We start from the raw sequence: 15541 nt of genomic DNA on the forward strand, positions 1-15541 counted from the left end.
GGCCGCATCGACGAACTTCTCCCGTGGAACTTCAAGCCGTCAAGCTGAACCTGAGGTGGGATGCAGCCGCCGCTTACAGATAAAGAGATCACCGTTGTGCTTAATGCGGGAAGTCAGTTGTCGAATTTTCGCGGCGATAGCAGGCAAGTGATCTATGCTCTTGCAAGCCAGTTTGCACACTCCGCATCTCATGGTTGCCCCCGCCGCAGCGATAACATCCTTGGGGCATTCTTCGCCGACAGGGCAGATATGAGTATCTCGAAACACGATATTCGCGACCGGACTGTTACGGAGGACATCGATACCCGTTTCATCCGCATCAGAGAGGGCCGTAGACAGGCTAATCATTCTGAAGCGATCAATGGTCTCTTCGCGATCGTTGGAGAAAGACCTTTGTAGCGCACTATTGGCCGACCTCGCCTTAATCGCGGCAGGGCCAGACTTAATCGTGGCAGAGGCAGATCGAGCCGCACCGGGATTGTATGCCACTTCTTCGCCTGCTCGCAATGCCTCGATTAACTCATGATGCTCGGGGTAGTCGTAGTGGATCGTTACCTCTTTGCTCTTCTGGCCGAGGAGTTTTGCCAGATACACGAAATCAGTTGCTCCGCTGCGCCGGGTTACATAAGTAGATCGGGCCGAATGAGGGGTTGAGATTCTCTTGATCGCCAGTTCGCAGTAAGGGAAGCCGTCCCGATTGTTTTTACCCGGATCAATTTCACCTTCGATCCCTGCAGCCTTTACAAAAGAGAACATCGGAGGCAGATTGAGGCTGTTGTCAAATGCGAAGCCCGCGAAAGCCACGAGAACTTCACTCCACGCATCATCGTAAGCCTGATCGGGGACAACCTTGCTTGATGCGTTCACGAAAAGAGGCGTAACGGGGTCAAATCGACTACTGGCGCGACCTTCGTATTTGAACTTGCGGGGTTTCGCCTTCAGGCGCTCCAGCTCCTCGACTTGCCTCTTGAGCAAATCGAAAACCCGCACCCGAATTGGTCGGGTCCATGGTTCATCCTTGGTCTTATCTGTATTGATGTATAGCATCCTAATTTCATCGTCGTCCTGGTTATTCGTATTGAGGTGATCCCACGTATATCGATCCAGCCACTGCACGGACTGAAAGCGCAATCCAGTTTCGAGTGCCACGATGATCATTCTCAGAGTGCTAAGGTTTATGCCCTTTTGAGCGTCACGTTGGCCGACGAGAAGCCTCAAGGGCACATGCCGGATGATGTAAGTCTCATCCATATATACGTAGCTGGGCGACGGACCGAAGTCAGAAGTCTTAATCAGATAATTATCGTTATACGTCCTGAATGGGATTGAACTGAGCACTTGCTTCGGCATCCTTGTGAGCTCGCACCCGAATTTCTCAACTGCGTTTAGATAGCTCATAAGGTGCGGAAACGTATCTTTGCGGATCGGGACCTTGTTGGTCTTGTTGTTTTTCTTAGTTGGCGGAGCGTTAAACTTGACGTTTAATGGGTTCTTGAATTGGGGTCCCGCTATGTGGGAAAACTCCTCGTCTCCGAAAGCATATGCAATCCAGTCGAAAAAGGACTGCACATGCGTGATGAGGACTCGAACGCCGCCCGGTGTCCGGGCTCTCGCCTTTGCGAAATCCGTGTAACTTTCGAACGCAATCGGCCTACCGGTTTGATCTACGAAGGGATACCTCTTGAAGTCCTTTGGAGCGGCAACAATAGGCAGGCTCGCCCCCGTTTCTTGACACCGCTGCGGAAGGAAGTAGGAGATGTAATCAGCAAAGGCATGAAACGTTTTCCTGACACCTTTTTCACTTTCCCAGCCTTTCTCATTAACTCTATAATCAATATACCTTTCAAACAGCTCGTTCCATTTGGCGGCCGTCACTTTAGGGAACTCCCACGCTGTGCCCACTAAGTGCTCGGGAAGTGCGAAGAAACCAAAGTTTCGCTGTCCCGCCCGGATATACGGGAGGTCCGAATTCTTACTCCGACCTTCCCAAGTTTTGTGCGCGGCAGTTTCGCGGCGTCCCTTGATAGCATCCTCAAGTTCTCCATGGGAGAAGCCGAGATGGCCATTCTTGGCTAATAGTTCGAAAAGGACCTTTACTGACGGCGGCGTAGTCTTTCTGTCGGGAGACTTATGTAGCTCCTGAAGATGATTCCAAAGCTCAAGAACCTCATCGAGTTTGACCTGTGCAAGAACATGCCAATCAGTTGAGTAAATCCAGCTGAGACTATGTTGCGTAACCCTGTGTTCAATCTGACTGCCAAAATCGAGCACGTCTTCTTCTTCCTCAGAATAGTTTGAAATGAACTTGAGGAGCTCGGTTCCCTCGCTTACTCGCATTTCCAGAGTGACAGAATTAGTCATTTTGTATGTCAGAGGTAGGATGAGTTTGTCATCGAGCCATAGACGAAATATGATGTGCCGGGCGGTCCTCCTGGCTACTTTTCGGATGGCGCCATTCGTCTTGCTCTCGAACCAGCTGACCTCGTTGGCAATTCGATTTGCCGGTGAGGGGACCCCTCCCGCTATGTCCGCGATCTCAGCGGCGATCTCTTGAGCGTTTTCAATGTTCGCAACAGCCTGTTCTATACATCTGACGTGGGGGATCGCTTGCCGATTGGCCTTTGTTGGCTTTTGATCATGAAACTCGACCGCTTCGCTGTAGCATCGAGATGCGACGCGGGCTATGTCTGCCTTCTTGATCGACTTGAAGATGATTTCTGAGTTTAGGTTTATCAATTTTCAATACCCTTCAAGTCGGAGTTGAGAAGTCGGTGAGCAATGTCCTGATGCCTTTGTGCGACCCACGCTTTCAGCTCGCGTTCGTTGGGCTGTTGGCCCATCGCGATTTGATCGATCAGAAGAAGCTTTGTCTCAAGGATGATCGGATCTTCGCGAGCATATTTGGCCGTTGTCGCGCGATCTTTATGGCCCATCAATCTCTGGACCTCTGTCAAAGTTATTCCGTAGCCCCCCTCAGTTGGGACGTAGTTCAACATGAATACGCCATAGAAATGGCGTAACGAGTGGGGAGTATAATTCTCTTTTCCAGGAGGAGCGGGAATTCCGGCTTTCTTGCATGCGCGTAAAAACGCTGCGCGTTTGCTCTTATCCGATACCTCGCTGTAGGGGCGGCCATTACCTCCTGCGGTAATGTCTTGGAACACCATATGGTCTGGGTCTTTCGGGCGGTGTTCATAGCGGACGTAGTCAGCCAGCGCTTCGAAAAACACATCCCGCAATTGAGGAAGAATGTATGTTTCAGAGTATTTCCTCCCCTTGAAACGAGGGCGATACTCCTCTGGCATTTGGTCAGCGTAGCGATCGCTATCGGGATCGAATACGAAAACCTGCTGCGCTTCGATATCGATGGCGTCCCAGGTCAGCTGTGCCGCCTCGCTGTGCCGCAATCCTGCCCCGGCCATTAGGGCCCAGACAGCACGATCGCGATAACTGGTGCTTGCATCCAGAAGGGGATGCACCCATTCGACAGGGAGGTCCCTTTTGTCGTCCTCTTGGGACCGCGTCTGCGGCGACTTGACGCCGCTTCCGCGTGGCTTCTCTATTCCTTCCGGCTTTGCTCGGACGACGTTTGCAATCATGGATTTTTGCATGATCTGCCGAACCTCAGAGTGGCTCCGTTTGGCTTCGGTCAGGCGCTTGAATAGGTCTTTTGGCGATGGTGTTTCCGCGTGCGTTTCGCCGTGCCACTCAGCGATCTGTTCTTCTAAGTCGGCGCGATAGTCGGATAGTTTGAGAAATCTGTTGATTGCTGCGGCGGCGCTGCTTGCTGATGAGCTATCCAAGCGCTTTAGGCCGAGGCTTCTAACGATTTTTATATGATCATTTGTGGCCGTTGGCCCGGCCATCCGTGCGGGGAGGTATCTATCTACGGCCTTCAGGAGATCGTAGCGGGAGCATGGCTGCCCGAAAACACCGGCATCGAAGAGGTAGTCCAAAAATTGAGCGACGGCCTCTGAGTAGCGTTTTACGGTGGCTGCGGCCAAGCGCGCATTGATTAGTGACTCGGTATAAGTGTCGAACACCTCGACAAAGTTACCGTCGCCGTCGATCAACCTATGGTTGACATATTTTCCGTTCTTGGTAGCGAGCCGCTCGAAGTTCCTCATTTGTTCTCCTCTGCGAAACGAGGTGTCGACGATACAATTTAAGGTGTATCTGTCAACCGCGCGTGGTTTTTGCGAAGTTGTTAATTCTTGCAGGGACTTAGATCAGAATTCCCGGGCGATTTTTCTGTATCTCTTACAGGGTAAGATAAGAACCCCCGACCCCCTGATTACAAATCAGACGCTCTACCAACTGAGCTACGCCGGCGTGACCGGCCCGCAATAGCGCGGCTGAGAAATTCGTGCAAGACGCCGCTCAGCGGGAACGCGCAAGATCTGCGCGCGCCGCATCCGCGCGGGCGAGAATCGCGACGGCGACAAGGCCCACCGCGCAGACCAGAAGCGCGGCGGGGGAGGCATCGCCCAGATTCTCGAGGCTCGCCTTTTCCTGCGTGCGCGTGGCCAGCGTCTCGAAATTGAACGGGCGCAGCAGCAGCGTCGCGGGCAGCTCCTTCACGCAATCCACGAAGACCAGAAGCAGCGCCGAGCCGACCGACCCGCGCATCAGGGGCAGGTAGAGGCTACGCAGAACGCCCCCTGGCGTGCGCCCCAGAGACCGCGCGGCCATCGGCAACGAGGGCGGCACGCGGCCGAAGGCGGCGTCGCTCGCGCCTTGGGCGATGGCGAAGAATCGCACGACATAGGCGAGGATGATCGCGAAGGCCGAGCCCGTCAGCAGCAAGCCCGGATCATAGCCGGTCAGCGCCAGTACGGTGTCGGCCAGCGCATGATCGAGACCGGCGAGCGGGATCAGGATGCCGACCGCCAGCACAGCCCCCGGCGCGGCATAGCCGAGTGTCGTCAGCGGCAGCACGGCACGCGGCAGGCGCTGCCCCGAGAGGCGCACCCCATAGACCATGAACAGCGCGAGCGTCACAGTGATCGCAGCGGCCGCGCCCCCGGTCAGGATCGTGTGCCATAGCGCGAGCCCGAGCCCCCGGCCGAACCACGCCTCGGGATTGGCGAGCGCATGTCCGCCCATCACTGCGACCGGCAGCACGAAGCCCAAAGCCACCGGGAGCACGCAGGCTAGCGTCGCCACCCAGCCAGCCGCACCCTTTAGGCGCTGCGCCTGAACAGGACGGGCCTGACGCGCGCTTTGGTAATACTGGACACGACGGCGCGAGAGTTTCTCGACCATAAGGAGCGCGAGCACGATCCCGAGGATCACCAGCGCGAGCTGCGCCGCCCCGCCTGCATTGCCGCCCGAAAGCCATGTCGAGAAGATGCCCGTGGTCAGGGTCTGCACGCCGAAATGATCCACAACGCCGAAATCCGCCACCGTCTCCATCATGGCGATCGCGGCCCCTGCGGCGATGGCTGGACGGGCGAGCGGCAGGCCTACGCGCCAGACCAGCCCCCACGGCCCGGTGCCGAGCGCGCGGGCGACCTCGTAGCTGGCGCCGGATTGCTCGCGCAGGGCCGCACGGGTGATCAAATAGATATAGGGGTACAGCGCGGCAGACAGCACGACGACCGCCGCCTCGCGCGAGCGGATTTCGGGAAACCAGTAATCGCGCGCCGAGGCCCAGCCGAAAGCGCCGCGCATGGCGGTTTGCACCGGGCCGGAATAGTCGAGGAAATCGGTGAGGGCGTAGGCTCCGACATAGGCCGGGATCGCGAGCGGCAGCAGGAGCAACCATTGCAATATGCGATGCCCCGGAAAGCGATACATCACCACGAGCCACGCGGCCCCCGCCCCGATGGCGGATGCCAGAAGCCCCACGCCGCCCGTCAGCACTGCCGTGTTGATCAGGTAGCGCGGCAGCACGGTCGCGATCAGATGCGGCCAGATATTGTCGCGCGGATCGAGCGCCATCCATCCAACGGCCAGGATCGGCGCAAGCACCAGCACCGCGATCACTACGGCCCCGAGCGACCACAGCCCACCCGCCGGACGCAAGCGCCCGCGCGATGCAGAGATGGGGCGGGCCGAGAGGAATGGGGCGGATTTTGGCACGGGCTTTCCCGATCAGTTTTGTCGGAATTGTTCCGACCTCCTACCCCGAAACGGGTTTGCCTGTCCAGAACGGAGCGGCTAGAGTGAGCGCCAACAATAAGGGCTTGACCCGGCAGACGATATTGAGGCGCGCAGAATGAAAGTCGTTTTCCATCTCGGAGCGCATTCGACCGATGAAGATCGTATCGTTGGCGCGCTTTCGAGCAATGATCGGCTTCTCGAATCTCATCGCATCGCCGTGCCCGCGCCCCGCAGCTACCGAATGGTTCTGCGCGATGCGCTGGTCTCTTTGAAAGGCGGACCGGCCCCGCAGGAAGTGCAGGACGCGATCATCGAAGCGAGCACCGACGCGCCGGTCCTCGACCGGCTGGTGTTCAGCCACGCATTCTTCCTCTGCATCCCCGAGCGGGTGATCACCAAGCGCGGGTTCTACGCGATGGCGCCGAGCAAGCTCGCGCCGCTGGCGAACCTGTTTCCCGACGCGGAGACCGAGTTCCACCTCGCGCTGATCAACCCCGCGAGCCTGATCCCGCAACTGGTCGCGCGGCTACCCAAGCGCAACTACGAGCAGATCATGGAAGGCCACGACCCGCGCGAGCTGCGCTGGGAGCCGCTCATCCGACAGATGGTGGAGGCCGCGGGCGGCCGGCGCTTCGTGATCTGGTGCAACGAGGACCTGCCGCTGATCTGGCCCGAGGTGCTGCGCTCTGTCGGCGGGCTGCCGGAGGATCAGGCGCTCAAGGGCGACATGATGGTCCTGCGCCAGATCATGCCCGAAGAGGGGATCGAACGGCTGCGGAGCTATTTCGACGCGAACCCGCCGAAATCGGTGCTGCATCGGCGCAAGATCGTGGCGGCGTTCCTCGACAAATACGCCAAGCCCGAAGCGCTCGAGATCGAGGCGCCGCTGCCGGGCTGGACCGATGAACTGGTCGAGGAAATCACCGCGCAATACGACGCCGACGTCGCCGCGATCGCGCGGATGCCCGGTGTGGAATTCATCGCGCCCTGAGCACAGGGCGGGTCGCGCCGGACCATCGCCCGGCGCGCGGTGGCGCTCAGCCCATCCCCAGCGCGGATTTGTAGAGGTCGAGAATCGCTTCTTCCTCCGCCACGTCGTCCTTGTCGCGCTTGCGCAGGGCGACGATCTTCTTCAGCACCTTGGTGTCGTAGCCGCGGGCCTTGGCCTCGGACATGATGTCCTTCTGCTGCTCGGCGATGTCTTTCTTCTCGGCTTCGAGGCTCTCGAACTGTTCGATGAACTGGCGCAGTTCGTCGGCGGCGACATTGTAGGCGGCATCGTTGGGCATGGGCCTCTCCTGCTTGCGATCGGGGGTCGGCGCTCTGACTAGCCCGAGCGTCTGCGCGCATCAAGAGGCGGCGCGCGCGGATCGGCGGGTTCCGCAAGCCGATTTTTCCTGTGCGATTTCCCGCGATCACACAGGCGCCCGCGTTTTTCTTGCCATACCCCCCGCGACGGGCTAGGCAGGCGCGCGCAACTTTCGGAGGCCGCAATGGAAAATCTGATCTGGGCAGGGGCCGTCGTCTCGGTGATCGGGCTGTTCGGCATCCTCTATTGCATCGTCAAAGTGGCGAGCGCCAAACGCGCAGGCCTGCCCGACGAGGAACTGCGCGCACGGCTGCAAAAGATCATTGCGATCAATATGGGCGCGCTGTTCGTGTCGGTGATCGGGCTGATGATGGTGGTGCTAGGCATCTTCCTCGGCTGAGGTGCCCCGTCCGACGGGCGCCTCGCCTCACGCGTCGTCGAGATCGGCGAAGCACTTCCCGTTACGGATCAACACATCCCAGAGCGTGACCGGCTCGGGGGCGCCCTCTTCGACCAGTTCGCGCAGCAGCTTGCGCGTGGCGAGAAGCCCGGCGCGGTCGGCGGCGAACATCACCCCGCCCATCTGTGGCGCAAAGCCCAGCACGTGGCGCGCCGCGACGTCGATATCGCCGGCCCGATGCGCCTGCGCGTGCTGCAACAGCTCCGCGCCGCAATTGGCAAGCTCGGCCAATATCCGGGCGCGGATGCGCGCATTCGACAGGCGACGCGGCACGATCCCCGCCTCGTCGCGCAACGCAGCCAGCGCCTCTGCCTGATCGGGCACCGGGCGTGGCGAGCCCTCGCTCCAATCGTAGAAGCCCTTTTGCCCCGCGCCTTTCGCCGCGGCATCGAGCGCGAGCAAACTCAACAGCGGACCGAATGGACGGTGGAGCCGCGCGAAATCCTCTAGCACGGCGTCGATGCCCAGCCGGTCGGTCAGTTCAAGCGGCGGACGCGCGCCGCCTGCCTCGCGGATCGCGGCATCGACCTGCGCGACCGAAGCCCCTGCGAGCACCGCCCGCTCTGCCGCGGCGATATAGGCCAGGCGCAGATGATCGGCGATGCCGCCTATGCCTGGACCGCCGCGCAGAACCTGCATCCCGCCCTGCCGCATCAACCCTGCCATCGCGTAGAGATCGGCAGGCAGCGCGCCGTCGGGCGGCACGATTTCGCACAGATCGCCGGTGCGGCGCAGCCCGAATTCCTCCGCGCCTTCGGGCAGATCCTCGGCATTGCGCGCGCTGAGCGGCGCGGCCGGGAAAGCCCCCGTCCCCGTCGCGATGATCGCATCCGACCCAGATAGTCCCTCGCGGGTCATCGCCGCGCCAAGCCGCGCCCAATCGGCCTCGCGGGTATCGGGCGACAAGCTGCCGCTCTGCACCGCGACTTCCTGCTTGCGCGCGATATCGGCGAAGGCGGTCTCGATCGCGGCGGGATCGGTTGCCCCGAACACCACCTCGTGCCCGGCGGCGAGCAAGCCCCCCGCCATCCCGGCGGGCTGATCCCACAGACCGATCCGCAACGGCGGCGGTGCAGTGGGATGACCTTCCCCGGGCAGATGAGCGGCGCGGCGCGTGACCCGGGCGGCGTGACGCAAGGCCCGTGACAGCGGCGCGTCGAGCAAATCCTGCAACGCCACCGACTCGACATCGAGCGCCTCGTCGAGCGGCAGCAACAGCGTCCCCTCGACCACCTCGAACAGCCGCGCACCCACTGGCGCAAGCGGCCCCTTCCCCAGCTGCGCACGCAGCGGCGCGAGATCGTTGAGATAGGCCGCGGGATCGTCCAGCGCGGTATCGGTGCGCGGCACGCCCTCGGCGATGAGCATATCGAGCGCGGCGGCTATCTGGCTGCGATCGGTCGCGCCCAGCACGAGGTCGCATTGGCCCTGCGCCCGGGCGGGCTCAGCCTCTACCTCTTCTCCGGCAGCCACGAGCGCGAGCGCTCGCGCGCCACCGATCCGCCGCGCAAGCCGCACGAGACCGCCCGCGCCGACGAAGCCGCCAAGCGCGAATTCCGGTGCCGCGAAACAGGTATCGGGATCGGCGATGCGCAGATCGGCGGCCTGCGCCAGCGCCATCGCACCGCCCGCGATCCGGCCGGAGAGCCGCGCCAGCACAGGCAGGTCGAGCGCTCCGAGCCGACGACACAGTTCCGACAGGCTCGGCACCGCGTCGCCCTTCCCGGCGCGCGGCGAGATTTCGTCGAAATCCTCCAGCGGATCAGGCGCGCAGGGCCAGCCCGACGCCCCACCCTGCAAAACCAGACCGCGAAGGCTGCTGTCACCCGCGACCCGGTCCAGCACACCGCCGATCGCCTGGCGCATCTCGGCGGTGATACCCGCCCGCGCGCCCTGATCGTCAAGCGCTGCAAGCGTCAGCCAAGCCAGCCCGTCCTGTGTACGGAATTTAACCCGTTTCGCCATCGTCCCCCACTTGTTACGGGACATCCCGTGCGATGCGCCGCCGCGCGAAGTTTAAAGCGAAGCAGGTTCAAAACAAAAGGGAAAACGCGCATTCCCACAGGGGAGGTGCAGGGGCATCGAGCTCCTCCTGCACCGTACAAAGAATGCGCTTCACGTTACTGGCGGGGTGCCTTTGCGCCCGGCGCGTGCTCGCGGCAGAACGGCGTCGCAGGCAGCAGATCGAGCCGCGCTTCGTCGATACGCTCGCCGCAGGTGACGCAATAGCCGTATTCGCCCGCTTCGATCCGGGCCAGGGCCGCGTCGATCGCGCGCATCTCGGACTGCGCCGACTGCCCGAGGTCTTCGAGAACCTCGTCGCTCTCATGCTCGATCGCGGCGTCGTCCCAATCCTTTTCCTCGTGCCCCTCAAGTTCGGATTCGACCTGTGCCATCCGCTCCGAGAGTTGGGCCCGCCGGGCTTCGAGTTCGTTCTTGCGCGTTTCAGTTGACTTCATCCTGTCCTCCTTGATCGATACAACCAGCTAATCGGGCAAGCGTTCCTTCGCTTTGACGCAAATCAACCGGTCGCATTCACGCACATATGCAGATATCAACGTGCTTGCGCCCTCGCAGGCGCGAGGGCTAGCATCCGGACCGTGACGGGTTCCGGACGGAGAGCCCGTTCGATCCGAAATGGAGCACGGGGAGAGCTCATGCATCAAGATTGGATTTGGGGCCTCGTCGGGGGCCTTATGATCGGCGCCGGCGCCGGCCTGTTTCTGCTGGTCAACGGCCGGATCATGGGCGCGAGCGGCATCGTCGGCGGGCTCGTCGATGGGTCGGGCCGCGAAACCGTGTCTGAACGCGTAGCCTTCCTCGGCGGGCTGATCGCGGTGCCGCCGCTGCTCGTGCCGCTCTACAAGACGGTCGACACCCATATGACGACATCGGTCTGGGTCATCGTCGCGGCGGGCCTGATGGTGGGTCTTGGCACGCGGATCGCGAACGGCTGCACCTCGGGCCACGGCGTCTGCGGTATCTCGCGATTTTCGCTGCGCGGCATCGTCGCCACCGCCTTCTACCTGCTGGGAGGCGCGCTGGTCCTCGTGATCTTCCGGCATTTTCTGGGAGTGATCTGATGCGCAACGTCTTCGCGTTCCTGTCGGGCGGGTTGTTCGGCGCGGGTCTCCTCGTGGCGGGCATGGTCGACACGAAAAAGGTGCAGGGCTGGCTCGACGTGTTCGGCGACTGGGACCCGACGCTGGCCTTCGTGATGGGCGGCGCGGTGAGCGTGATGGCCTTCGTCTGGATCTTCGCGAAGCGGCGCGAAACCTCGATGCTGGGCTCGCCGATGCCGGGGCCGTTCCCGCGGCTGGTGGACCGCAACCTCGTGCTCGGCTCGCTCCTGTTCGGCGCGGGTTGGGGCCTTGCCGGGCTGTGCCCCGGCCCCGCGATGGGCTCGCTCTCCTTCAATGGCTGGGAAGGCTGGCTGTTCCTGATCGCCATGGGGGTCGGCATGGCGCTGGCGCCACGGGCGAAAGTCTGGCTGAGCATGCTGGATCGCAGCACGCTGGAGGTGCCGCCCTGCGAGAACGGGACCAACGAGACGGCCACACCCCCGGCGGCGCGTGGCGCGTAAGGCTACACCGCGCTTCCGTCGGCAGCTTTCGGGGCGCCTGTGGTCACAGGCCCGACTGAATCTTCAGCGGTGTTAGCTCCTCCTCGTCTTGCGATGGCGCGAGCGTGTCGAGATCGAGCGGCTCGCCGAAATCCATATCCGGGGCAAGCCCGACCAAGCCGCGCGGCTCCGAGGCGTGAACGGCATGCCCCCCCTTTTCCGCGTCGTAAGCAGGATCGAACGGGTCGCCGAGGCGGGACAGGCCGGGCAGATCGTCCGGCGTCGGCGCCTCCGCATAGGGTGACACTCCGGCATCGAACGCCCCCACCCCTTGCGCGCCAGCAGCCCCCGCGGCTTCCGCGTCACACAGCCTCAGCGCCCGCATGCCGTGGCTTTGCCCAAGCCGGGCGAGCGAGAGCTTGCGCCGCCCCTGCGCCTCGAGCGCGATCCGCTCCAGAGCGTCTCGCGGGATCGGAATCTCGGAACCCTGACGCAGCGTGAGCACGGCGGACAGCGGCAAGGTCACACGGTGCAGGACCGCTTCAAGCTGCGCGGAAGCCGCGAGGATGGAGCGTTCGAACGTGGCGGACCAGTCGCGCGCAGGGTCGTCGGGGACGAAAGCGGCCTCCGGGCTCGCAGTTCCCTTCGCATCCTCCCACGTCGCCGGGGCCACGCGGCGCATTGCGGCGCCCCGCCCTTCGCGCGGAACCGCCCAGAGGAAACCGCCGCTGCGTTCGCCCGTCGCGCCGAAGCTGAGCTCTGCCGTCCAGACACGATAGCTGACATCTTCCAGCAGCAAGCCGAGCGGACGGGGGTCGTCGAGATGCGAGGCGAAGCGGAAGCCCCCGGCCCATGAAATAGCCGGCTCGCTGATCAGGGCCTCCTCGATCTCGGTCAGCACCGCATCGACGAAATCGGCGGCGATCGCAGCATCGATCCGGGTGGGTTTCCGCGGGGCGGGCATGGTCTTGCCGAACCGCCCCATCGTCTGCATCTCGATTAGCGTCGCCAAAGTGGCGGGCGGAAGGGCGAGGACGCCGAGCGCCTCCGCCGGACCTTCGATCACCGCAAGCAGTGACAGGTCTTCGAGCATCTCCGGCAAATCGGCGAGCGACCGCATCGCCTCTTCGATCGCAGTGACCTGCAACGGTAGATCAAGCCTGTCCTGCGCGACCTTGGACAGCGCGAGCGTCACCGCCCGGGCAGCGGTGATCGGGGCCGTGCCTGCACCCGTCTTCGCCGCCTCGGTCTTACGCCGCAGCACCGATGTCTCGCGCTCGTGAACCATGACCTCCATCCGCCCGCTTTCGGGGTCTCTTTCCCAGCTTTGGCAGGTCGAGGTTTACAAACCGTTTCAAATGCTACGGCGATCGCGTCTTAGCGTGAAAGCGTTGCGCTCTCGGAAGCCTCGTCGGAGGGTGCGCGCAGATCACTGCGCCGGAGTGGCAGGGTGATGCGGAACGCGGCCCCGCCCTGCCCCGGCACATAGTCGATCGTGCCGCCCAGATTGGACATGATCTCGCGGCAAATCGCGAGCCCGAGCCCCGCGCTACCGGCGCGGCTTTGGTCGGTCAAGCGGGCGAATTTCTCGAAGATCAGCTTTTGGCTCTTTTTCGGAATCCCCGCGCCGTTGTCGATGAAATCGATCTGCACCCGCTTGCCGCGGCGCTTAACTTCGATCCGCAGCACCGCCTTCTCGGCATCGCAATATTTCCGCGCGTTCGAGATCAGGTTGATCATGACCTGAACCAACCGGTCGGCATCGGTGAAGATCGGCATATGCTCGGTCGGGAAATCGCGCTCGATGCGGAATGCCCGTTCGGGCCGCGTCGAGGAGGCCGATTGCACCGCGCGATTGATCAGGTCGTGCAGATTGGCGACCGAGACATTGAGCTGCGCGCGACGGTTTTCCAGCACGGACAGGTCGAGCAGATCATCCAGCAGACGCGTCAGGCGGCGCGCTTCTTCATGGATGATCTCGGCATATTGCGCGCGCATCGAATCCGGCAGATCGGGCTCCATCAGAATCTCGGAAAACGCCCGGATCGAGGTCATGGGCGTGCGTAGCTCGTGGCTGATCTGGCTGAGGAAGCTGTCCTTCTGAACCGACAGATCCTGCAGCTTGTCATTGGCCTCGCGCAGCGCACGCGCAACCCGGGCCAGCTCCTCGGATTTCGCCTCTAGCCGCGCGGTGTATTCCTTCGCTTCCGCCGTCTCGCCCGCCACCGCGATCAGATCTTGCATCGACACGGAGGTGCCCCCGGTGAGCTGCGCGATCATCGCATGCGCCGTCGAGGCACCGACCGAGCCTGCCAGCTTCCGCTCCAGACGGGCGAGGAAATCGGGCGTGGTGTCGGGCAGGAACCCGGCCTTGCCCTGCCCCGCCGCCTGCGCCTGAAAGAAATGTTGCGCAGGCTCGGCGCCCAGAATGCGCTGCGACATCGACAGCAGGTCCTCGGCCTCGGCACCGCCTTGCACCCAGGATCGCGCGGCGGGGCTCTGGTCGTAGATATTGACAAACGCCACGCCCTGCAGCCGCTCCATCGGGCCGGGGAAGGACAGCATCGAGAAGATCAGGAAGGCCAGCGTGTTGAACAGCAGAGACCAGAACAGCGCATGCAGCAGCGGGTCGAGCCCCGCGATCCCGAACAAAGCATGCGGGCGCAGCCATTCGAACCCGAAGAGGCCGTGATCGAGAACGATCTGCGGTATCAGCCCGGCATCGCCCACCGACGGCAGGAACAGCGTATAGGCCCAGAGCGCGAAGCCGATCACCAGCCCCGCCGCCGCGCCCACATGGGTCGCGCCGCGCCAGAAGATGCCGCCGATCAACGCTGGCAGAACCTGCGCTGCGCCGACGAATGCGATCAAGCCAATCGCCGCCAGCGCCTCGGAGCCGCCCGACATCCGGTAATAGGCATAGCCCATCGCCAGCACAGCGATGATCGAGACCCGGCGCGAGGCCAGAACCAGCCCGCGCACATCGCCTTGGGCGCGCGGCCCTTCCCGGCGCAGCGCGAGCCAAAGCGGCGTCACGATATGGTTCGAGACCATTGTCGCGAGCGCAATCGCCGCGACGATCACCATCGACGTGGCCGAGGAAAACCCACCCAAGAAGGCCAGCAGCGCCAGCTTTCCCTGCCCTTCGGACAGCGGCAGCGTGAGGACGAACAGATCGGGGTTCGCGCCCTCGGGCATACGCTCCAGCCCCATCACCGCGATCGGAACGACGAAGAGGCTCATCAGCATCAGATAGGCCGGAAAGGCCCAGCTTGCGGTCGCGAGGTGCCGCTCGTCCACGTTCTCGACGACCAGCACCTGAAACATGCGCGGCAAGGTCAGGATCGCGGCCGCCGAGACGAAGGTCAGCCCAGCGAAGCGCCCCGGGTTGAGATTCCACTCCGCGATTTTCGAGGCGTCGATCCGGGCAAGCATGTCCATCGGCCCGCCGCCCAGGCCCCAGACGACGAAAACGCCCACCGCGACCAGCGCGACCAGCTTCACCACCGCCTCCAGCGCGATGGCGGTGACGACGCCATGGTGACGCTCATTCGCATCGAGGTTTCGGGTGCCGAAGAGAATTGTGAAGATCGCAAGCCCGCCCGCGATCCACAGCGCCGTCGCCCCCTGATCGGGCAATGCCCAGCCCTCGGGCGTCCCTGCGGCGAAGACGCCGAAGCTCAGCGTCACCGATTGCAGCTGCAGCGCGATATAAGGCGTGGCGGCGGCGACCGACATCAGCGTAACGATGACGCCCAGCGTGTTCGATTTCCCGTAGCGGCTGGAAATCAGGTCCGCAATCGAAGTCACGCGATGGGTGCGCCCGATCCGCACGAGCTTGCGCAACACCCACCACCAGCCGACGAAGACAAGCGTCGGGCCGAGGTAGATGGTCAGGAATTCCAGCCCCGAGCGCGCCGCGTAGCCGACGGCGCCGTAGAACGTCCATGCGGTACAGTAGATCGAGAGCGAGAGCGTGTAGATCACCGGCGAGCGCAGAAATCGCAGACGGCGGCGCTCTGCACGGCGTTCCGCGACGAAGGCCACCGAGAAGAGCACGATCACATAGGTCAGGCAGACCGCGACGAGATTATTGAAGGGCATC

Annotated in this window: 12 protein-coding genes; 4 read left to right on the top strand and 8 right to left on the bottom strand. The window is 62.7% G+C overall.

The window, feature by feature from the left end:
- Nucleotides 1-39 precede the first annotated feature (39 nt).
- The 3 genes from B6V73_RS18790 to B6V73_RS18800 all read right to left on the bottom strand — a co-directional run bounded on the left by B6V73_RS18790 (nt 40) and on the right by B6V73_RS18800 (nt 5943).
- Nucleotides 40-2736 (bottom strand): hypothetical protein, encoded by a 2697-nt coding sequence (locus B6V73_RS18790; protein WP_088726124.1) that lies wholly within the window; start codon nt 2734-2736, stop codon nt 40-42.
- Nucleotides 2733-4127, bottom strand: a complete 1395-nt coding sequence (locus tag B6V73_RS18795; protein ID WP_088726125.1) for a site-specific integrase — start codon at nt 4125-4127, stop codon at nt 2733-2735. Before B6V73_RS18795 ends, B6V73_RS18790 begins: the two co-directional genes overlap by 4 nt.
- Nucleotides 4128-4380: 253 nt before the next feature.
- On the bottom strand, nt 4381-5943 hold the full coding sequence (locus B6V73_RS18800; protein WP_088726141.1) for an iron ABC transporter permease: 1563 nt from the start codon (nt 5941-5943) through the stop codon (nt 4381-4383).
- A gap of 277 nt (nt 5944-6220) precedes the next feature.
- Between B6V73_RS18800 and B6V73_RS18805 the strand changes: the two genes are divergently transcribed.
- Nucleotides 6221-7096: a hypothetical protein gene (locus B6V73_RS18805; RefSeq protein WP_075774392.1), complete on the top strand. Its 876-nt coding sequence runs from the start codon at nt 6221-6223 to the stop codon at nt 7094-7096.
- Between the two features lie 46 nt (nt 7097-7142).
- On the opposite strand, the gene B6V73_RS18810 is transcribed toward B6V73_RS18805, so the two are convergent.
- Nucleotides 7143-7394 carry a DUF2312 domain-containing protein gene (locus tag B6V73_RS18810; protein ID WP_075774391.1) on the bottom strand — a complete coding sequence of 84 codons (252 nt, stop codon included), beginning with the start codon at nt 7392-7394 and terminating at the stop codon, nt 7143-7145.
- Nucleotides 7395-7598: 204 nt separating this feature from the next.
- Between B6V73_RS18810 and B6V73_RS18815 the strand changes: the two genes are divergently transcribed.
- Entirely contained in the window at nt 7599-7814 is a 216-nt protein-coding gene (locus B6V73_RS18815; RefSeq protein ID WP_075774390.1) for a hypothetical protein, read from the top strand.
- A 27-nt stretch (nt 7815-7841) separates the two neighbouring features.
- On the opposite strand, the gene B6V73_RS18820 is transcribed toward B6V73_RS18815, so the two are convergent.
- Nucleotides 7842-9839, bottom strand: a complete 1998-nt coding sequence (locus B6V73_RS18820) for an enoyl-CoA hydratase/isomerase family protein (protein ID WP_168173028.1) — start codon at nt 9837-9839, stop codon at nt 7842-7844.
- Nucleotides 9840-9994: 155 nt separating this feature from the next.
- Nucleotides 9995-10333 (bottom strand): TraR/DksA family transcriptional regulator, encoded by a 339-nt coding sequence (locus B6V73_RS18825; protein WP_075774388.1) that lies wholly within the window; start codon nt 10331-10333, stop codon nt 9995-9997.
- A 198-nt stretch (nt 10334-10531) separates the two neighbouring features.
- Between B6V73_RS18825 and B6V73_RS18830 the strand changes: the two genes are divergently transcribed.
- Together B6V73_RS18830 and B6V73_RS18835 are read left to right on the top strand one after the other, a co-directional pair.
- A complete protein-coding gene (locus B6V73_RS18830) occupies nt 10532-10957 on the top strand; it encodes a YeeE/YedE thiosulfate transporter family protein (RefSeq protein WP_075774387.1) in 426 nt (141 codons plus the stop codon).
- Nucleotides 10957-11457: a DUF6691 family protein gene (locus tag B6V73_RS18835; RefSeq protein WP_240496906.1), complete on the top strand. Its 501-nt coding sequence runs from the start codon at nt 10957-10959 to the stop codon at nt 11455-11457. The genes B6V73_RS18830 and B6V73_RS18835 overlap by 1 nt, the downstream gene beginning before the upstream one ends.
- Before the next feature lie 43 nt (nt 11458-11500).
- On the opposite strand, the gene B6V73_RS18840 is transcribed toward B6V73_RS18835, so the two are convergent.
- On the bottom strand, nt 11501-12724 hold the full coding sequence (locus B6V73_RS18840) for a FliM/FliN family flagellar motor switch protein (RefSeq protein ID WP_168174938.1): 1224 nt from the start codon (nt 12722-12724) through the stop codon (nt 11501-11503).
- Nucleotides 12725-12813: 89 nt separating this feature from the next.
- Nucleotides 12814-15540 (bottom strand): ATP-binding protein, encoded by a 2727-nt coding sequence (locus B6V73_RS18845; RefSeq protein ID WP_088726128.1) that lies wholly within the window; start codon nt 15538-15540, stop codon nt 12814-12816.
- Nucleotide 15541 lies beyond the last annotated feature (1 nt).

The sequence above is a fragment of the Thioclava sp. JM3 genome, from assembly GCF_002213185.1.
Lineage (GTDB): Bacteria > Pseudomonadota > Alphaproteobacteria > Rhodobacterales > Rhodobacteraceae > Thioclava > Thioclava nitratireducens.

Bases quoted from the DNA above. Each gene is read 5' to 3' on its own strand.
- B6V73_RS18835 (WP_240496906.1), top strand. From the start codon at position 10,957: ATGCGCAACGTCTTCGCGTTCCTGTCGGGCGGGTTGTTCGGCGCGGGT.
- B6V73_RS18830 (WP_075774387.1), top strand. From the start codon at position 10,532: ATGCATCAAGATTGGATTTGGGGCCTCGTCGGGGGCCTTATGATCGGC.
- B6V73_RS18840 (WP_168174938.1), bottom strand. From the start codon at position 12,724: ATGGTTCACGAGCGCGAGACATCGGTGCTGCGGCGTAAGACCGAGGCG.
- B6V73_RS18815 (WP_075774390.1), top strand. From the start codon at position 7,599: ATGGAAAATCTGATCTGGGCAGGGGCCGTCGTCTCGGTGATCGGGCTG.
- B6V73_RS18825 (WP_075774388.1), bottom strand. From the start codon at position 10,333: ATGAAGTCAACTGAAACGCGCAAGAACGAACTCGAAGCCCGGCGGGCC.
- B6V73_RS18805 (WP_075774392.1), top strand. From the start codon at position 6,221: ATGAAAGTCGTTTTCCATCTCGGAGCGCATTCGACCGATGAAGATCGT.
- B6V73_RS18800 (WP_088726141.1), bottom strand. From the start codon at position 5,943: ATGGCGCTCGATCCGCGCGACAATATCTGGCCGCATCTGATCGCGACC.
- B6V73_RS18845 (WP_088726128.1), bottom strand. From the start codon at position 15,540: ATGCCCTTCAATAATCTCGTCGCGGTCTGCCTGACCTATGTGATCGTG.
- B6V73_RS18795 (WP_088726125.1), bottom strand. From the start codon at position 4,127: ATGAGGAACTTCGAGCGGCTCGCTACCAAGAACGGAAAATATGTCAAC.
- B6V73_RS18820 (WP_168173028.1), bottom strand. From the start codon at position 9,839: ATGGCGAAACGGGTTAAATTCCGTACACAGGACGGGCTGGCTTGGCTG.
- B6V73_RS18810 (WP_075774391.1), bottom strand. From the start codon at position 7,394: ATGCCCAACGATGCCGCCTACAATGTCGCCGCCGACGAACTGCGCCAG.